The sequence below is a fragment of the Flavobacterium sp. UBA7680 genome, from assembly GCF_002482975.1.
GTDB lineage: Bacteria > Bacteroidota > Bacteroidia > Flavobacteriales > Flavobacteriaceae > Flavobacterium.
The window spans coordinates 1-20,300 of sequence record NZ_DLHA01000022.1 but is presented as its reverse complement, the minus strand read 5'-3'; the positions used below and the strand labels follow the sequence as shown (position 1 = coordinate 20,300).

The 20,300-nt window shown below is 34.3% G+C and carries 14 protein-coding genes; 8 read left to right on the top strand and 6 right to left on the bottom strand.

Annotated elements, in window-relative coordinates; all coding sequences use genetic code 11:
• Positions 1 to 99: 99 nt before the first annotated feature.
• Positions 100 to 1,236 (bottom strand): glycoside hydrolase family 26 protein, encoded by a 1,137-nt coding sequence (locus B3C18_RS08505; RefSeq protein ID WP_291145362.1) that lies wholly within the window; start codon positions 1,234 to 1,236, stop codon positions 100 to 102.
• 305 nt (positions 1,237 to 1,541) lie between these two features.
• On the opposite strand from B3C18_RS08505, the gene B3C18_RS08500 reads away from it, so the two are divergent.
• The 7 genes from B3C18_RS08500 (at position 1,542) to B3C18_RS08470 (ending at position 12,600) form a co-directional block, all read left to right on the top strand.
• Entirely contained in the window at positions 1,542 to 2,420 is an 879-nt protein-coding gene (locus B3C18_RS08500; protein WP_053473839.1) for a helix-turn-helix domain-containing protein, read from the top strand.
• Between the two features lie 309 nt (positions 2,421 to 2,729).
• A complete protein-coding gene (locus tag B3C18_RS08495) occupies positions 2,730 to 5,927 on the top strand; it encodes a SusC/RagA family TonB-linked outer membrane protein (protein ID WP_291145359.1) in 3,198 nt (1,065 codons plus the stop codon).
• Positions 5,928 to 5,939: 12 nt separating this feature from the next.
• Positions 5,940 to 7,538 (top strand): RagB/SusD family nutrient uptake outer membrane protein, encoded by a 1,599-nt coding sequence (locus B3C18_RS08490; RefSeq protein WP_291145356.1) that lies wholly within the window; start codon positions 5,940 to 5,942, stop codon positions 7,536 to 7,538.
• A gap of 17 nt (positions 7,539 to 7,555) precedes the next feature.
• Positions 7,556 to 8,614: a hypothetical protein gene (locus B3C18_RS08485; RefSeq protein ID WP_291145353.1), complete on the top strand. Its 1,059-nt coding sequence runs from the start codon at positions 7,556 to 7,558 to the stop codon at positions 8,612 to 8,614.
• 91 nt (positions 8,615 to 8,705) lie between these two features.
• Positions 8,706 to 9,938: a glycoside hydrolase family 27 protein gene (locus B3C18_RS08480; RefSeq protein ID WP_291145349.1), complete on the top strand. Its 1,233-nt coding sequence runs from the start codon at positions 8,706 to 8,708 to the stop codon at positions 9,936 to 9,938.
• An 11-nt stretch (positions 9,939 to 9,949) separates the two neighbouring features.
• On the top strand, positions 9,950 to 10,915 hold the full coding sequence (locus tag B3C18_RS08475) for a glycoside hydrolase family 5 protein (protein ID WP_291145347.1): 966 nt from the start codon (positions 9,950 to 9,952) through the stop codon (positions 10,913 to 10,915).
• Positions 10,916 to 11,508: 593 nt separating this feature from the next.
• On the top strand, positions 11,509 to 12,600 hold the full coding sequence (locus B3C18_RS08470; RefSeq protein WP_291145344.1) for an outer membrane beta-barrel protein: 1,092 nt from the start codon (positions 11,509 to 11,511) through the stop codon (positions 12,598 to 12,600).
• Between the two features lie 434 nt (positions 12,601 to 13,034).
• Here the strand turns inward: B3C18_RS08470 and B3C18_RS08465 are convergent, their stop codons facing one another.
• From B3C18_RS08465 to B3C18_RS08445, 5 genes are all read right to left on the bottom strand, one after another.
• Positions 13,035 to 13,940, bottom strand: coding sequence for an N-acetylmuramoyl-L-alanine amidase (locus B3C18_RS08465; protein ID WP_291145341.1), 906 nt, complete (start codon positions 13,938 to 13,940; stop codon positions 13,035 to 13,037).
• A 33-nt stretch (positions 13,941 to 13,973) separates the two neighbouring features.
• Positions 13,974 to 14,528: a hypothetical protein gene (locus tag B3C18_RS08460; RefSeq protein WP_291145338.1), complete on the bottom strand. Its 555-nt coding sequence runs from the start codon at positions 14,526 to 14,528 to the stop codon at positions 13,974 to 13,976.
• Between the two features lie 42 nt (positions 14,529 to 14,570).
• The gene (gene rimO / locus B3C18_RS08455) at positions 14,571 to 15,881 is read right to left on the bottom strand and encodes a 30S ribosomal protein S12 methylthiotransferase RimO (RefSeq protein WP_053473847.1); all 1,311 of its coding nucleotides are present in this window, start codon (positions 15,879 to 15,881) and stop codon (positions 14,571 to 14,573) included.
• 164 nt (positions 15,882 to 16,045) lie between these two features.
• On the bottom strand, positions 16,046 to 17,566 hold the full coding sequence (locus B3C18_RS08450; protein ID WP_291145332.1) for an OmpP1/FadL family transporter: 1,521 nt from the start codon (positions 17,564 to 17,566) through the stop codon (positions 16,046 to 16,048).
• A gap of 50 nt (positions 17,567 to 17,616) precedes the next feature.
• Positions 17,617 to 18,618 (bottom strand): hypothetical protein, encoded by a 1,002-nt coding sequence (locus B3C18_RS08445; RefSeq protein WP_291145329.1) that lies wholly within the window; start codon positions 18,616 to 18,618, stop codon positions 17,617 to 17,619.
• 101 nt (positions 18,619 to 18,719) lie between these two features.
• On the opposite strand from B3C18_RS08445, the gene proS reads away from it, so the two are divergent.
• A complete protein-coding gene (gene proS, locus B3C18_RS08440; protein ID WP_291145326.1) occupies positions 18,720 to 20,198 on the top strand; it encodes a proline--tRNA ligase in 1,479 nt (492 codons plus the stop codon).
• Positions 20,199 to 20,300: the final 102 nt, after the last annotated feature.

Sequence of the window (20,300 nt, the reverse complement as noted above, 5' to 3'; positions counted from 1 at the left end):
CGGATAAAACGGATTTACTTCGTAAAAACGCGGATAAAAACAGATTTTATTTTTGAATTCTTTAGAACGCAGATGGCGCGGATTTTTAATTTTTAATTCTCAATTTTTAATTTTTTTTAAGTCTTTTTCAAATAAGGTTTTGTCGAGATTGTAATATTCGATGAAATCTTTTTCGCTCGTTTGACCTTTGAACGGTGCGTAATAATGCATTTTTTGCTCTTTTTCCTGCCAGCCGTGATTTCGCCATAATAAAACATAGGATATTTTATAATCGCCAATGGCTTTTGAGAAAGTTCCTGTCCACCATTTTGGGTCTGGAATTGCTTCGTAGCCCGCTTCGGCAACGGCAATTAGTTTGTGTTTTTCAAGACCTATTTCATTTAAAATTTTAAGCTGATTTTGAACTTCTGCAATAAATTTTGTTCCTTCTTTATCATTGTTGTTTTGATATGAATCGAAACTTAAAATATCTGCAAAATTATCTCCGGGATAATTGGTTAAAAAATCTTCTTTTGAGTTGAAACTTCCTGTGTTGTAAACATAGATTAAATTATGAACGCCTTTTTTCTGCAGGTATTCAAATGTAAATTTCCATGCGTTCTTAAATTCTTCGGGAGTACAATTTCCTTTTCCCCACCAAAACCAACCTCCGGAAAGTTCGTGATAGGGTCTGAATAGAATTGGAATATTTTTTCCTTTTTTATCTTTTAAAGAAAGAAGGAAATTCGCTGCTTTATCTAACCACGAAGTAAATTTTTGATGATTTTCTCCACCCGGTAAAATTGTTTTTAGAGAGTTGAGCGTGTTATCCCACGCACTTTTTCCGGTTGCGGGATTATCAAAATGCCAGCTTATCGTTGAGATTCCGCCTCTTTCATTGGCCTCTATAATATATTGTTTCATTTTGACGAAAGGAATTCCGTCTATATTATTGGCATCGTCTTTTTCTAAACCTGCAATGTCCCAGCCGTAAAGGGCAGGATAATCTCCAACAACATCTTTTATATCACTTCTTCCGTTTTCATATTTCCAGTTTACGCCGTAAGCTAAGTCGTCCTGGTGACCAAAAAGATAACCGCTTTGTGTAAGCTGATTCAGTTTTTTATATAGCGAAACGGTTTCAGGTGTTGCTTTTTTATCTGAAAGTGACAAATTCGTATTACTATTAATAGACTGCGCAGAACAAGAAGTTCCTAGTAATGCGGTGGCTAAAAGTTTAAAAAAGTATTTTTTCATTTTCGAAAATATTGTTTTTCAGTGCATTCTCAACTTCTGGTTTGAAATTGTCAACTTGCTCCTGAAACTGAATTTGTCTATTTGTAATTCGGTATTGTTTTCTTTATAAAATTATTAAAACTATAAAAAGTTTGAGTATTAAAAATGATTAATGTTTATTATTAATACTGATTTTGTAAAGTTGATAATTCTATTTTTCAAAGATAAATGTATGTTTATAGCGTAATTAATATTATTTTATCAATTATATATCATATTATTGCAGGAAAAAATCAACTGATATCATTTAAAAACAGTTTTAAGAGATGAGTACTGCTAAAAATTTTTATAGAGAAATCGCTCCGCTTTCTGCCGGAGATAGTTTTTTGGTGTTTGACAGAGTTAAAGATAGTTTTGATTTTCCGGTTCATTATCATCCTGAATTTGAGATCAATTTTATTTTAAACGGAAAAGGAGTAAGGCGAGTTGTAGGTGATAATATTGAAGAAATTGATAATGTCGAGTTGGTTTTGATTGGGCCAAATTTATATCACGGCTGGGAATTGAATAAATGTACCAATAAAAAAATACATGAAATTACGATTCAGTTTCATAATGATTTATTTCATGAATCTTTACTGGCCAGACGTATCATGAATCCAATTCGGGATATGTTTAACAGATCTATCCATGGAATTTTATTCTCTAAAAAAACTGCCGAAGAATTAACTCCAAGATTGGTAAGGCTTTCTAAATTAGATGGTATGGACTATTTCCTGGAAATTACTTCCTTATTATATGATCTTGCGAATTCGAGAAATCAACGATTACTTTCTACTTATACGGTTGATTATGATAAGTTTGATGATTACGATAAAATGAAATTGGTTTACGAATATGTACAAAAACATTTTGCTGATAAAATTACTTTAGATGATGTGGCGAGTGTTGCGAGTATGTCTATAATTTCTTTTAATCGTTTTATAAAAAAGCGTACCGGAAAAACTTTTGTCAATTATATTAATGATATCCGCATAGGATATGCCGCCCGCTGGCTTGTTGAAAAAGATATGAGTGTTTCTGAAGTGGCTTTTAAATCCGGCTTTAATAATATTGCGAACTTCAATCGTAGCTTTAAGGCTATTAAAAACTGCACACCTAGTCAATATCGTGAGGATTTTTCTGGATTAAAACGTATTTTATAGTGATACTTTTTTTGCACAGATAAATATTATTTTTAACGAAAACGTTTGATTTTTACGATTTCGTTAACTTTTCTTTATAGTTTGTAGTTGTTAAGGGTGGCTTCATTGCGAATAATTCAATATTTGCATGGTTTTATTTTATTATGTGTTTTTTTAAGGAGATATAGTAAAAATATTATCATTAAATGATGTAATACTATCGATTTGATAATCTCATCTGTTATAGATTTGTTAAATAATTTCGAAGTAAAAGTTTCCCTTACTGCTGAATTATGAATTGAACAAATTTAAACTAACCAAACACTTATTATGAAAAAACTAATGACTAACTTTATTCATTGGAACGCTAACCACAGAGCGGTTCCTCTGATTTTATTTTTGTTACTGACAAGTAATTATATTACTGCTCAGAGTAAAGTATCGGGAACGGTATCTGATGAAAAGGGTTTATCGATTCCTGGTGCCAATATTTCGATAGCAGGATCAAAGACAACAACTTCAACTGATTTTGACGGTAAATATTCTATTGATGTTCCTGCAAATGGAACTTTAGTATATTCATTTATTGGATTTAATACGCAAAGAATTGCAGTTGATGGTAAAAAAACAATCAATGTAATTTTAAAATCAAGTGCTGAAGACTTAAAAGATGTCGTTGTAATTGGTTACGGTACACAAAAGAGAAAAGATGTAAACAGTGCTATTTCCAGCATTAGTTCAAAAGATATTGAAAACCTAAAAGTTGCTTCGTTTGATCAAATGATGCAGGGTAAAGCAGCGGGGGTTGTTGTAAACAGCAATTCTGGTGAGCCGGGAAGTAACGTTTCGGTAAGAATTAGAGGGGTTTCGTCTTTAACAGGAACAAACGAACCTTTGTATGTAATTGATGGTGTGCCAATTTCAGGAGATGCAAGAAACTCATCAACTTCTGGAAGAAATGCTCAGGGAAATTCTAACTTTTCTAATAATGGTAATATCACCCAAAGCCCTTTAGCGCTTATTAATCCAAGTGATATTGAATCTATTGATATTTTAAAAGATGCTTCGGCAACTTCTATCTATGGTTCTCGTGGTGCAAATGGTGTTGTAATTGTAACTACAAAATCGGGTAAAAAAGGTACTGGTAAATTATCTTTCGAGAATTCTTATACCATAAGTAATCTGCCTAAAAGACTTCATTCTATGAATCTGCAGGAATATGCTAGACATCAAAATGCTTTATCTGCAGTATATGATCCAACTTCTTACAGACCTGAATTTGCTCATCCTGAACTTTTAGGAAAAGGTACAGACTGGCAGGATGCTATTTATGAAACAGGACTTATGAGTTCAAATCAGCTTTCTTTTTCAGGTGGTAAAGAAGGAGTGAATTATTATATCTCTGGAGGAGTTTTAAATCAGGAAGGAATTGTTATTGAATCTGGATTTAAAAGATACAATTTTAGAGCAAACATTGATGCTAAAGTAAATTCATTTATAAAAGTTGGAGTTAATGTAAGCGGCGCTATTACAGATGAAAAATTAACGCTAAACGGACAGTTTAACGGAGTTGTAGCGACTTCATTATTAGCAACTCCAGATGTTGCGGTTAGAGAACTTTCGGGAGCTTTTGCCGGACCGCCTGCTGGTGGAGCAACATCTTTTGTAAACCCTGTTGCGACTTCTTTATTAGGATCAAATACATTGGTTAGAAAAAATTACTCAGGAAATTTCTATACTCAGGTTGATATCATAAAAGGTTTGGATTATCGTTTTGAAGCGGGTGGCTATATATATGACAATTTAGGTGAAAGATTTGATCCAATGTATTCTTTAGGAAATGCAGTAAAAAGCTTTGCCAATTTATATCACAATCCTTCTACGGGTAATTCATGGAACTTAAAAAATATGCTTACGTATAGAAATACTATCGGCAGACATAATTTTACTATTCTTGCGGTTCAGGAGTCAAACAGAGCACACTGGGAAGGCTATACAATAACAGGTTATGGTTATAAAGATAATAATGATAAATCATTAGCGGCTTCTGATTTATCAAAAGCGGTTACAAGTGGAGTTTACTCAGGAACTCAGACTTTGGCTTCTTATTTAGGAAGGGTTGTTTATGACTTTGGTGATAAATACAGCGTTACCGGAGCAATAAGAACAGATGGATCTTCTAAATTTTTCGTAGGAAATAAATGGGGTGTTTTTAGTTCTGCGAGCGGTTCTTGGAAACTTTCTCATGAGGATTTTATGGAAAGTACAAGAAAGTATGTTGATAATATTAAACTTAGAGTGGGTTGGGGACAAACTGGTAATAACCAGATTGGTAATAATCTATACGATTCTAATCTGCATATTATTAATAGTACAATGGGAACTTCTTACTTGCCATCAAATACGGCTAATAAGGATTTGAAGTGGGAAACTCAGGAACAGACGAATTTAGGATTAGATTTTACAATGTTTGATTCTAAACTTTCTGCAACGATTGATGTGTATCAAAAAGTTTCTAAAGATTTCTTGTATCAGGTTCCTTTGCCAAACTTCCTTTCTGGAGGTGGTGATTATGAAGGTGGTGTAAATCCTCCGTCTTTTAACCTTGGAAGTATGAAAAACAGAGGTATTGAGGTTACACTTAATTATACACAGCAATTTACACCAAACTTTTCATGGAATGCAAGTGCAAACTTTACAAAATATGAAAATGAAGTTACCAATATGGCGGGCTTAAACATTGTAAAAACAATGGGAACGCTGGCTTATAATACGGTAACGGTATCAAGAACTCAGGAAGGTTTACCAATTGGTTCATTTATAGGTTATCAAGCAACAGGAATTTACAGAACAGACGAGGATTTATTGACGTATGGCCATGAAATTGCTGGAGGAACAAGAGTGGTGCTGAAAAACGGAACCAATTCATTATTGCCAAACTTTGTAAAAGGAGACGTTATTTATAAAGATCAAAATAATGATGGTATTATTGATACGAAGGATTTAGTTACTATTGGAAATCCAAACCCAAAATTCACTTACGGATTTACAAACAACTTTAAATACAAAAATGTTGATTTGTCTATTTTCCTTCAGGGAACTGCCGGAAATAAGCTGATGAATTTAACTCGTATGTCTGGTACTTTGAATAGTAATTTAGGAACTAATTATTTGACTGATGCTGCTGATTTTTATTCTGCGGATAATTTAGATGCTTCACTGCCTAGACCTTCTGCTTACAATGACATCAACAATGCAGTTTCGTCAAGAATTATTGAAGACGGTTCATACTTGAGAATTCAGAATGTAACTTTAGGATATTCACTTCCTTCTGACATCATCTCAAAAATAAAATTAACAAGATTGAGAATTTATGCTTCTGGACAAAACCTATACACTTTTACCAAATATAAAGGGTACGATCCTGAAGTAGGTTCTTATAATCAAGATGCATTATTATCGGGCGTTGATAATGGTCGTTATCCTGTGCCTAGACAAATATCTTTTGGTTTTAATGTTGAATTTTAATACGAAATTAATATGAAAAATATAATAAAAAGAAGTAGTGCTATAGGTTTGACACTACTGATGTTAATATCTTCTTCTTGTTCTCAGGACTTTTTAGATGTGCCTGCAGAAGGAGTACCAACAATAGGAAACTATTACGATTCTGATGTGAAACTGGATAATGCTAGTAACGGACTTTACGGAATCGTTTGGTTTAATATGAACAAAGAAGGTTTTTATGGTATTACCGATGTTATATCGGGTAATATGTATGCGGGACCTTATAACGAATTTGGAAAATTTACAGATTTGAGTTTTACGAATTCACAGTCTTTTATTGGAGATTCATGGAGATCTTGTTTTGGAGCTGTTGCAAATTGTAACTCTTATATCAATACTTTGCCGCAAAGTGTTGGTCCAGGTGTAAGCAGCGAAGCATTAAACAATGCTTTAGGTGAAATGCATTTTATCAGAGCTTTTTCATACTTCTTTTTGGTAAGATTATGGGGCAACGTGCCAATTATTGAAAACAATGCCGATTATTCTAAAAACTTTGTGATTCCAAGTAATCCTACATCAGATGTTTATACGTTTATTGAGAACGATTTGAAATTTGCTATTGCTAATTTAAGATCTAAAAACAGAGGATCTGATTATGCTGCAAATGCACACGTTTCTAGCGGTTCTGCAAAAGCGCTATTGGCAAAAGTATATTTGTATCAAAAGAAATATGAATTAGCAAGAGCTCTGGCTCAGGAAGTAATCAACAGCGGCGAGTTTAAGTTATTGGGTGGAGAAGAACTTCCAACAAAATCTTTTGCTGATTTATGGCTTCAAAAAAATAACAATAATGAAGAGTCTATCTTTTCATGGCAATGGACAGGAGCGGGAACTTATTTTGAAGGAAACTTTTCAAACACCCTGTTTGCCCCAGAGAACAGATTAGTAGAAACTTCTTATTCAGGTCAAATTGCACCGTCTCAGGATTTAATTTATAATGTTTATGAGCCGGGCGATAAAAGAAGAGCAGAAACATTTATGCTTCCTGGAGATTATTATCCAAACTTAACTTATGCACAAACACTTGCAGTAGATTCTCCAAAACTTTTAGGATATACTTTTGCAGTAGAAAATGAAGCTCAAAATTCAGGAGCTGGTTTGAAAAAGTATGTAATCGGGAAAGAGAATTTACCAATTACAGGACCATTCAATGCGCCATTTAATGGAGAAAGCAGTATGAATAGTTATATGATGCGTTATGCCGATTTACTTTTAATTCATGCCGAAGCGATATTAGGTTCACAAACCGGAAGCACTTCAGATCCTGCAGCTTTAAAATCATTTAATGCAGTTCGTAAAAGAGCGGGTCTGCCAATTAAAGCCTCAATTTCATTTGATGATATCTTTAAAGAAAGACGTGCAGAGTTAGCTTGCGAAGGAGATTATTATTTTGATTTAGGACGTTTGCCATTTGCAAAAGCAAAAGCAATTTTAGAAGCTCAAAACAGAGGAGATAAAGTAACGCCAAAACACATTACAATTTCGGCAACAAATCTTTTACTGCCTTATCCTGCAGATGATTTAATTAAAAATCCAAAATTAACAGAAGTAGCACCGTATACTTTTAAATAATTTTTAAAAATAAAAATATGAAAAATATAAAAATTGTTTCGTTAGCAGCGTGCATGGCATGGATGTTATCTTTAATGCTTTTTACTTCATGCTCAAGTGATGATAACAGTGCTGAGGCTTCTTCTGGTGCACCTGTAATAGAGTCTGTTATGCCTTCGGGATATAATGCAGATGGAACCCTTAAACCCTTAACTCCGGTAACATTAGTAGATCCTAAAAACTATTATGTAATTCACGGAAAAGGATTGCTTTCTACTAAAAAAGTATACTTTAATGACTTCGATACTTATTTCAGACCAACATTTGTAACCGATACGGATATCATTATATTGGTTGATGAAGATACGCCTTATGCAAATGCTTCAAATCAGTTAAAAGTGGTTACAGATAGAGGAACTGTTGTTTATAATTTGACAGTTGCGCCTCCGGTACCTACATTTAGTGGTTTCAATTCTATCAATTGTGCAGAAGGAGATCAGGTAATTATTAAAGGTAAATATTTCTTAAATCCTGTAGTTACTTTGGCAGAAACAGCAACACAGCCTGCAGTTCCTGTTACCGTAGTATCTTCAACTTTAGAGCAGATAGTAGTAAAAATTCCGGCAAATGCCAATCACAGATATCTTTCTGTTGCCAATATATCTGGAGCAGCCGTATCAAAAGAAGCGATAGGAACAGCCTTGTATGATGATATATTATATGGTATGCAATGGGGAGGTCCGTGGGCAGGCAAAGGCGTTAATTTTGCTTATGATAAAGATTCTTATCAAGGCGAAAAATCATGGCAGTGGGAATTTGGTCAATGGGATGGAGGAAACTGGGGCTTCAATGTCGATTTAACTCCATATAAAGCATTGCGTATTGCTATAAAAGGAACAAAAACCGGACGCGTTAATTTCAGCGTAAATGGCGGTGTAAATTATGTTTTACCTGTTACAAGTACATGGGTTTATCTTGAAATTCCTTTTAGCGATTTAGGAAACCCTACAAGTCTTACAATGCTTACATTCCAGGAATCAAATAATGATGGTGGTAATACTGTGTTATTTGATGATATAGGATTCGTATTAAAATAAATAAAATTGCTTTTTTGAGTTAGTTTAAGATATTCCCTAATTGAAAAGTTAGGGAATATCTTTTTATAATGTCTTTTTTAAATTTTATAAAATGAAGAAAATTATTTTAGGATTAGCTTTATGTGCTTCAATTTTCGGCTTCAGCCAAGGAAATACACATACACAGGCAGCAGGAAAATTTGAAGGTTTAGCCATGACGCCGCCAATGGGATGGAATTCGTGGAATACTTTTGCCACCAACATTGACGAAAAATTAGTAAAAGAAACAGCAGATATAATGGTTTCATCTGGATTGGCCGCTGCGGGTTACAATTATATTGTATTAGACGACGGCTGGATGACCAGAGAACGCGATGCAAATGGAGATTTAATTCCCGATCCTGTTAAATTTCCCAGCGGAATGAAAGCGCTAATTGATTATGTACACAGCAAAGGTTTAAAATTTGGTTTGTACAATTGTGCCGGAACGCAAACCTGCGCCGGATATCCGGGAACGCGCGGTTACGAATATCAGGATGCCCGTTTTTATGCTAAACTTGGAATTGACTTTTTAAAATACGATTGGTGTAATACAAAAGGAATAACTGCGCCAGAAGCTTATACAACCATGAGTAATGCATTAAAAACGGCTGGAAGACCAATTGTTTTCAGTCTTTGCGAATGGGGCGATAATCAGCCGTGGGAGTGGGGGAAACCTGTTGGAAATCTTTGGAGAATTTCCGGAGATATTTATCCTTGTTTTGACTGCGAATTCAAACATCCAGAAAATTGGTCGTCTTGGGGATTTATGAAAATTGCCGAAATGCGAAAAGACATTCGTAAATATTCCGGCCCAGATCATTGGAATGATTTTGACATGATGGAAGTTGGAAACGAAATGAACGATACCGAAGATAAATCGCATTTTGCTATGTGGTGTATGTTGTCGTCGCCATTATTTACAGGAAACGATTATAGAAAAATGTCAAAAGAAACGCTGGCGATTTTAACCAATAAAGAGTTAATCGCCGTAAATCAGGATAAATTAGGAATTCAGGGTTTCAAACATTCAGCAGAAGATGGTTTAGAAGTTTGGGTTAAACCTCTTTCAGATGGAAATTGGGCAGTTACTTTTTTAAACAGAAGTGAGGTTACTAAAAAAATTAATTTCGATTGGAAAAAGAATGCAATAAAAGATGTAGATTTCGGCTATGAAGCTGATTTTAATAAAACTACATTCAAATTAAAGAATCTTTGGACAAATAAAGATTCAGGAAATACGAAAAAGAATTTTACAGCAGAATTAGCTTCACATGATTGCATAACATTAAAATTGTCTCTTTAAAATTTAAATTTATGATGAGGTTTAAAAAATTAACTACGATTTTATTCTTATTAGTATGCTGCTTTTCCCAAGCGCAGTTTGTAAAAAAACATGGACAATTAAGTCTTCAGGGAACTCAGTTAGTAGATAAAAACAATGAACCCATTGTTTTGCGAGGATTGAGTTTTGGATGGCATAGTATGTGGCCAAGATTTTATAACGAAAAAGCCGTAAGCTGGCTCAAAAAAGATTTCAATTGCAATGTAGTACGGGCCGCAATGGGAATCGAACTCGGGGATTACTCCTATACTAATGATCCTCAGTTTTCAAAAGAAAAAATCGAAGCCGTAATAAACGGAGCCATTAAATCTGATATCTATGTAATTATCGACTGGCACAGTCATAATGTTAATTTAAAACAAGCAAAAGCATTTTTTGCAGAAATGTCTCAAAAGTACGCCAAGTATCCAAATATAATATATGAGATATTTAACGAACCCGATTATGAAACCTGGTGGGAAGTAAAAACCTACGCCGAAGAAGTAATACAGGTAATTAGAGAAAATGATCCCAACAATATTATATTGGTAGGATCACCGCATTGGGATCAGGATGTTGACCTTCCGGCAGAAGATCCAATTTTAGGATACAATAATATAATGTATACCATGCACTTTTATGCCGCAACGCACGGCAAAGAATTAAGAGATCGTACGGATCAGGCGCTAAAAAGAGGAACTCCTATTTTTATATCTGAATCTGCCGGAATGGAAGCTTCTGGCGACGGACCTTTAAATGTAAAAGCATGGCAGGAATATATTGACTGGATGGAATCAAAAAAGTTAAGCTGGATAACATGGTCAGTTTCAGATAAAGATGAAACTTGTTCCATTTTGCAAAAAACGGCAAAGTCAGATGGAAAGTGGAAAGATGAAGATTTAAAAGAATCTGGAATTAAGGTTCGGGAATTTTTAAGAAAATATAATACGCAAGAATAAAAAAACTCTTTTATATAATAAGGAAGCCTGTTCAAATTTGAGCAGGTTTTTTTTGTTTTATAAATCATTTTTTGAGTCTCAAATTACATCTTTATCGGTTGTTTTGAGTATTTTATTTTTGTAAGAATTTTTCGTTAAGCTTTAGCATTGTTGGATTTCGTGGGTATTTGGGGTTTGATTTTATTTTAAAATTTTATTTTTAAATATACCCCTTAAAATTATGGGGTAATATTTTTTTAAAGTGTTTTTTAGGTGTTTTTTAGTTGATTTTTGTGTTTGTATTTTTGTTTAACCCTTGTTTTTTGGTTTAAAATGCTAAAAATACGTTGTTGAATTTTCAAAAACAAAACGCTATTAATGTCAAATAACGATTATTGGCAGTTTAATTTTTGTAATCCATAATTCTTCGCTGTAAATACCAAAAAAGTACTTTCCAATTATTCTACTCATACAAAAGTTAATAAATTCGCTAATGAAAATGAAGAGGTTTTAGGGGGAGATTCAAGGTTTTAAAAAATGACTTATACTATTAAATAGATATATAAACGATTAACTAACCAAAATCAAATTAATAACTAAAAACCAATTAACACATGAAAAAAGTATTTTACATTTTAGCTGCCACTTTAACGAGTTCTTTTGCTTTTGCACAAGAGGATGAAAAAGCAACTTCACCAGCAACTACATGGGGAGGGTCTGCGGACGCTTACTATAAATATGATTTTTCTAAACAAATGAACGGATTAACGAGCTTTACCAACTCTCAGGATTCGTTTGAATTAGGAATGGCTTCGATTGAAGCAAGTCATACTTTTGGAAAAGCTTCTGTTTTTGTAGACTTAGGTTTCGGAAAAAGAGCAGGAGAGTTCTCATACAATGAAACAACAGATAAAGATATAAACGCTAAATTTTTAATTAAACAATTATATTTCACTTACCAAATTACTGAAGAATTTAAAGTTGTTGCCGGTAGCTTTGGTACACACATAGGTTATGAAGTATTAGATGCCGTAGACAATAAAAACTACAGTATGTCTTATGCTTTCTCTTATGGACCATTCTTTAATACTGGGGTTAAAGCACAATATACAGCTGGTAAATTCACTGCTATGTTTGGTATAACTAACCCAACAGATTTTAAATCAGCAATGGATGCTGGTTCTACTCAAAAAACGTATATCGGACAAGTAGGTTTTGTGGGTGATACAGGAAGTGCTTATTTAAACTTTACATCTGGAAGTACAAATCCAATTCCTGGAAGTACAATACCAGTATCAAACGAAAATAAAACTCAGTTCGATTTGACTGCTTCTAAAACAATAAGTGACAGTTTCGGACTTGGATTTAATGCAACTTACGCTAAAACGAAACATGATTTCGATAGTACTTTAGATGGTGAGTGGTTCTCATTAGTTGGATATGCAAATTATTCATTCAGCCCATCTTTGCTTTTAGCATACAGAGTTGAATATTTTGATGCAAAAGATGCTGCTCCAAGTTTAGGAACATTAACTGGATCTAATGTGTTTGCAAACACAGTTTCATTAAACTATAAAGTTGGAAAACTAACAATAATTCCCGAGCTAAGATACGACGCTGCTTCTGAAGATATTTTCTTAGACAGCGATGCTGCTCCAACAGGAGGATCATTCTTCGCTTTACTTGCTACAACATACTCTTTCTAGAGATAAAGATTGATATTTTTTTTTTTTTTGGAGCTGTCGAAACATACTAATGTTTTGGCAGCTTTTTTATTAGATTTTATTTGCCACAGATTAAAAGGATTAAAAGGATTTTTTTTCTGCCACGAATTTACTTCGTCTGTTCACTATCGCTCGAGTCACGAATTTTCACGAATTAAATTTTGCTTAATTTTTTTATATCATTACACAAAGTATCGTTAATGAAATTTCTTAACAGAAACCTTGAAATTCATTTCTTGCATACAGTTTACACCACAAATAATTAGTGAAATTCGTGGCAAATAAAACATCAACCCAAAGAGTAAAAAATCTTTTTAATCCTTTTAATCTGTGGCAAAACTTAAATTACCAGCATAAAAAAAGCCCATTTCTAAACCTTTAGAAATGCGCTTTTTATGTCTTTTAAAAACAACTATTTATTGCAGTTGTTTTTTGTATATAGAATATATCGTATCAATTGTTTTGCGATCAAGTGTTGACGTTGCATCCGTTTGAATATAATGCAATTTGAAAGCCTGAATAGCTGCAGAAAGATTCTTTGTATTATAACCAATAATTCTCAATGCAGGTTCGATTTTAAAGTCAAAAGGTGCTTCTTCAAGAACTTCATCCGGCCAGATTCCGAAACCTTTTTCGGCTAATGTTTTCCATGGAAATAAAGCACTAGGATCTTGTTTCCTTCCCGGAGCAATATCAGCATGACCTAAAAAGTTTTGAGTCGGAATATTGTAATCCTTTTTAAGTTTTGTCAACAATGCAACTAAACTGTTGATTTGTGCTTCAGTAAAAGGTTTAAAACCATTATTGTCTAATTCAATTCCTATAGAAGAAGAATTTAAATCAGTATTTTTCCCCCAAGTAGATGCTCCCGCATGCCACGCTCTTAAATAATCGTTCAGCATTTGAACTACTTTTCCATTCTCAGAAATTACATAATGAGCACTTACCTGAGTTTTAGTTTTGGTAAAAGTATTTATAGTCTGCTGAATAGAATCCTGAGCAGTATGGTGAATAACAACGAAACTAGGTTTTCTTAAGTTGAAATTTACAGTTCCAATCCATTCTGTACTAATACCGTTTAATAAAGCGGTTGAACCCGTTTTAGACAACGTATCTTTTATAATACCCAATTGCGAAGCGTAAGTAGTATCAATAATTAACGGACTTATCGACGGAATAGTTTGTGCTTCTTTACTCGTAATTTGATTTTCTAAATTCTTTAACTGCTGATCATAAGCTTTTTCAGTAGTCTTATACGGATTTGTTGAGCAAGAAGTAATGATAATTGCTAAAAACAAATAACAAAAATGTTTTTTTGCCATGGTTAGTTACATTTTATAATAGAATTAGAACAATTATTCCTGAACTTTTTCAGCTGGTTTTTCTTCTTCTTTGTCCTCTTTTGAATCTTTATCTTTTTTCTTTTTTGATTTAGTCTTTTTAATTTCCTTAAAATCAGCCATGAAATTAGTGTACTTCTCTATTTGGTCCGGATTTAAAAAAGCAGTAACTTTTTTGGTCATGCTTTCTTTTAAAGCTTTTAACTGCTCCATTTTTTCATCCTGGCTGCTGTTTTCATTTTTTATAAGAATTCCTTGTTCTCTTAAACCATCGGCAAAAACGTTTGTAATTGCAATTACCTGAAGTTCATCAAGATTTACCGCAGGTTTCATTTGCTCAACAATTTTTGCAGCTGTTTCCTCAACAGGTATTTCTTTTGGTTTGCTGGTATTGCCTTGCGGACCTCCCATCATACTTCTGTCCATACCCATTCCGCCGCCTCTTCCGTAGCCGCCTCCACCATAGCCATTGCCGTAACCATTACCATATCCGTTTCCATATTGAGCCGAAGCAAAATTGAAACAGAATAATGTAAAAACTAATATAATTAAGTTTTGAGTAGCTTTCATAAAGTTGTTTTGTCTAAGGTTAGCACTAGTTTTACGGTAAATTTAAGCAGGTTCTCCGTATAAATCAAATTCTGTAGCTTCAATTATCTTGATATTAACAAATTCGCCTGTTTTTACGTAATGTTTAGATGCATCTATTAAAACTTCATTGTCAACATCCGGGCTGTCAAACTCCGTTCTGCCCACAAAATGTGCACCTTCTTTTCTGTCAATAATACATCTAAAAACTTGTCCAACTTTTTCCTGGTTCAAATCCCATGAAATTTGCGATTGTAATTCCATAATTTCATTTGCTCTTGCTTGTTTTACATCATCAGGAACATTATCCTCTAATAAATAAGCATGTGTGTTTTCTTCATGAGAATAAGCAAAACATCCCATTCTGTCAAACTTCATTTCCTGAACAAAATCTTTTAAGATTTCGAAATCTTCCTGTGTTTCACCTGGGTATCCAACAATTAAAGTAGTTCTAATTGCCATTCCGGGAACGGCAGCACGGAAATCTTTTAACAATTGCGTTGTTTTAGCCTGAGTTGTACCGCGGCGCATTGATTTCAAAATTGAATCTGAAATATGCTGCAATGGAATATCAATATAATTACAAATCTTAGGTTCGCGTTTCATTAATTCCAAAACATCCATTGGGAAACCTGTAGGATAAGCATAATGCAAACGAATCCACTCAATTCCTTCAACAGCTGCTAATGCTTCTAACAATTCTGCCAGATTTCTCTTTTTATAAAGATCTAAACCATAATACGTCAAATCCTGAGCAATCAGTATTAATTCTTTAACGCCGTTTTTAGCTAAACCTTGTGCTTCCTTAACTAATTTTTCAATTGGCTGCGAAACGTGAGAACCACGCATTAACGGAATTGCACAAAAACTGCAAGGTCTGTCGCACCCTTCGGCGATTTTTAAATAAGCATAATTTTTAGGAGTAGTCGTTAATCTTTCTCCTAATAATTCGTGTTTATAATCAGCTCCTAAAGCTTTCAATAATTGAGGTAATTCAGTAGTACCAAAATATTGATCAACATTTGGAATTTCTTTTTCTAAATCAGGTCTGTAACGTTCAGATAAACATCCGGTTACAAAAACTTTATCAACTAATCCTTTGTCTTTCTTGTCTGCATATTCCAAAATCATGTTTACTGATTCTGCTTTTGCATTATCAATAAAGCCACAAGTGTTTATTACAATAATGTTTCCTTCATCCTTAGTTGCCTCATGAGTTACTTCTTTTCCGTTTGCACGAAGCTGACCCATAAGTACTTCACTATCATATACATTTTTTGAACACCCAAGAGTGATTACGTTAATTTTGTTCTTTTTTAAAGACTTGGTTCTCATACTTTTATAAATTGGAGTGCAAAATTACACTTTTTTATTCAAACACCGCTTGTTTCGGTTTCTTTTAGGTGTTTTTTATGAAGAGCTTTTTAATGTTTTGGGTAAAAAAAAAATCCGCCAAGTAAAAACCTGACGGAAATTTCCATTCATCTATTTAATTTTAATTACAATTCAAATAATAAAGTCAAAGAAACATTGTTCAGTGTTGAGGTAATGTTTGCTCCATCAGTAAATCCTTGAGAAAAGAAACCTTGGTTAGATTTTCTTTCTGCATAAGCATAAGCCAAGTCTAATTTAGTTGCTCCAAAGTTATAGCCTAAACCTGCAGAAAAACTATTTAAGTCTCCAACAGTGGTTCCGTTTTTATAAGGACTTCCTTCAAAACGATATCCTCCTCTAAGGCTTAATTGTTTTATTTTAAATTCAGCTCCAACTCTTAATTCGCCATTAGTGGTTAATTGATCGCTTATGTAGCCATTTGTAGTTCTAAAATCTGGATCATTTGTTGGTTTAAATTTTGCATTACTGTAGTCTTTAATGGAGTAGTCAACACTAATTAAACCTGATTTACCAAATATGTAAGCTCCACTAAAAGTAAATTTCCCCGGAGTTTGTAAAGTGTAAGGCTCGTAAACGTTTGGATAACCAGGATTTAAATTATAAAAATTCTGTACCCCGCCTGTAGCCTCTGTAGTCGTATAAACACTTTGAGATAATTCGTCATATAATTCGTACCATGTGTTTGATTCGTATGCTAATCCCAGTCTAAAAGCTTCAGTAACCTTAGCGATTGCTCCTAATTGAAAAGAGAATCCGTTACCGTAAGTATATAAATCGTTATTAAATGTTACATCAGAAATAGTTGGTGTTCCAGTAAGAGGGGCGTTGTTAAACTCATAAAAACTACTAGATCTTCTGTAGTCTGTTACATGCACATTTAAGTTTGCTCCCAAATAAATACGATCATTATATGATGTTGCAATGTTAAAACTTACCTTACTATTGTAGCCTCTTTCGTAAACATTGTTTTCTTGATAATAACTTTGTCCGGGTTGTAATCCTGGTACGTTACTTGTATATAGAGTGTTTTCTTGGTCATTTGGATTTACAGGTAGTATAATTTTTCCATTAACTCCAAATCCAGTTTGCTGTTCAAAGTAAAATTGGTCAGCGTATGGGATTTGTGTCGCATCACCTAATGGAGTTCCATTTGCATAAGATAAGAAATAATTAGCTATAGAATTATTAGGGTTTCTTCCTGCAGAGAAAGTATTGCTGTTAAAATTATTTGTATTTTCATAGCTTGCTCCAATTGCAATTTTATTCCATCCTTTATTGTTGGGATTTCTGTCTTTGAAAACAAAAACTCCACCAGCCTGATTTAGGATGAAAGAATTGTCTTTGTCTTGGGTTTCGTTACTGTTGAAATATTTTGAACCATTATTAATGTTTTGATTGCTTAATGTAATTCCAACTTGATTGTTGTTGAAAATTGCAGATCCAGCCGGATTCACGGTTGTAGCAGACAAATCACCTCCCACAGCTCCAAAAGCACCACTCATTGCTCTAAATCTTGCAGTTCCGGTTATGTTATCTTGTGAATATCGTAAAGCATCAGAAACATCCTGAGAGTGTGAGACGCTGACAGTTAGTCCTGTAATTAAAAGGAATAATATTTTTTTCATTTGGGTAGATTTTTAAATATATAAACTAGATGTGGAAAAGAAGGAAAATGTTACCTTCTTCCACCTCCACCTCCGCCGTATGATCTTCCACCGCCGCCACCGCCGCCGCCAGATGATCTCATGCTTCCGCCGCCTCCGCTGTTCATTGAGCGTGATGGGCTAGGAGAGTAGGTTCTCGAAGTACTGCCGTTGTTACCATTGCTGTAACTTCTTGTGTTAGTAGTTGTGCCTGATCTTCTGTTAGAGTAATCGTAGCTGTTACTTTGACCTTGAGAATAACTTCTTCTGTTTGTAAATGTTGGACTGCCAGAATTGTAAGTTCTTCCGTTTACAGCAGAGCTTCTTCTGTAATCAGAATAACCATTAGATCTGTTAGTGTAGCTTCTGTTTGTTGTATAGCTTCCTCTGTTAGTGTAGTTTCTGCTGTTTACAAAGTTTCTATTTGTAGCATAACTTCTGTTTGAAGCGTAGTTTCTGCCTCCGTAGTAAGCTGCAGATCCTCTTCTTCCATAGCTGTAAGCGTAGTTACCGTAGTAACCGCCGCCCCAGTATCCAGGATAACCCCATCCAGGTCCCCAATATCCAGGGTATCCCCAAGCGTAACCAGGATATCCCCAGCCGCCGCCCCAATAACCGCCGTATCCCCATCCGTATCCGTAATAAGGGTATCCCCATCCGAATCCTAATGACCATGTTGGGTCAGAATAAACGTTTACTGAAACATCTGAATTACTGCTTCCCCAAGCTGGGTAAGAAGCTACAGCAGCTGTTTGCGTGCTGTCGCTTTCAGAATAATTACCATAATTGTCTACATCTGTAAAAATTTCAGTAGGCTGGTTATCATCTTGCAGTGACTTGAAGTAGTCTTTATATTGATTGTTTGCGTTTGTGGTATTTGTTTGAGCATATCTGTTGGTAGAATTACCATATACTCCATCATTATCATTATATGAAGTGTTTTGGTAAGAACCACAGGATACTGCTAGAAAACTCAGTAATCCAATTAAGTAAAAAGAACTTGAGTTTTGGCGGAGAGTAATATAAGTTTTCATATCTGTGGTGTTTTTTATTGTTGCACATTACAAAAATAGTTAGTTTTGTCAAACTATTTAGTTAAAATTATTAAAACAAAATTTGTGCCAAACTATATAATATGAGTAAGAACCTTACTACGCGATCAGAAGATTATTCTAAATGGTATAATGAGCTGGTTGTCAAAGCAGATTTAGCTGAAAATTCAGGAGTTAGAGGGTGTATGGTAATCAAACCATACGGATATGCAATTTGGGAAAAAATGCAGGCAGAGTTAGATAGAATGTTTAAAGAAACAGGACATCAAAATGCTTACTTTCCTTTATTTGTTCCTAAAAGCATGTTTGAAGCTGAGGAGAAGAATGCAGAGGGATTTGCAAAAGAGTGTGCTGTTGTAACACATTATAGATTAAAGAATGATCCAGATAAACCAGGGAAGCTAATAGTTGACCCTAATGCTAAATTAGAAGAAGAACTTATTGTTCGTCCTACGAGTGAAGCAATTATCTGGTCTACATATAAAGGATGGGTTCAGTCTTATAGAGATTTACCTTTATTAATTAACCAATGGGCGAATGTGGTTCGTTGGGAAATGCGTACACGTTTATTTTTAAGAACTGCCGAATTTTTATGGCAGGAAGGACATACGGCTCATGCTACAAAAGCAGAAGCTATAGAGGAATCTGAAAAAATGATGAATGTATATGCTGATTTTGCAGAAAACTTCATGGCGATTCCGGTAATAAAAGGTTTTAAAACTGAAACAGAACGTTTTGCCGGTGCAGATGAAACCTATTGTATCGAAGCGTTAATGCAGGACGGAAAAGCATTACAGGCTGGAACTTCTCACTTTTTAGGTCAGAACTTTGCAAAAGCTTTTGATGTGAAGTTTGCAAATGCCGAAGGAAAACAAGAATATGTTTGGGGAACTTCTTGGGGAGTTTCTACCCGTTTAATGGGAGCTTTAGTAATGACACATTCTGATGATCAAGGATTGGTATTGCCTCCGAACTTAGCGCCAATACAAGTTGTAATTGTTCCTATTCATAAAACAGATGAACAACTGGCTGAAATTACTACAGCGGTTAATGAATTGGCTGCTAAATTGAGAAAGCTTAAGATTTCGGTTAAATATGATGACAGAACGACACAAAAACCAGGATTCAAATTTGCTGAATGGGAGTTAAAAGGTGTTCCTGTTAGAATTGCTGTTGGACCAAAAGATTTAGAAAACGGAACTTTTGAGGTTGCAAGACGTGATACATTGACAAAAGAAGTTGTTTCCGGAGACGGAATTGTTAATTATATAAATGACTTGTTGGAGCAAATTCAAACAGATTTATTTAATAAAGCATTAGACTATCGTAATACGCATATTACGGAAGTAAATAGTTTTGAGGAATTTAAAGAAATTTTAGAAGGAAAAGGTGGTTTTGTATCTGCTCATTGGGATGGAACTGCAGCAACCGAAGAAAAAATAAAAGACTTGACAAAAGCGACGATTCGCTGCATTCCTTTAGATGCTGTAGAAGAGGCGGGAACCTGTGTGTTTACTGGGAATCCTTCATCAAAAAGAGTGCTTTTTGCTAAGGCGTATTAAAAATTTTTAATTTTTTTTGCATCAAGTATTGTACATCTTAAAAATAGTTGTATTTTTGCATCCGCATTAGAGAAACACGGTCCGTTCGTCTATCGGTTAGGA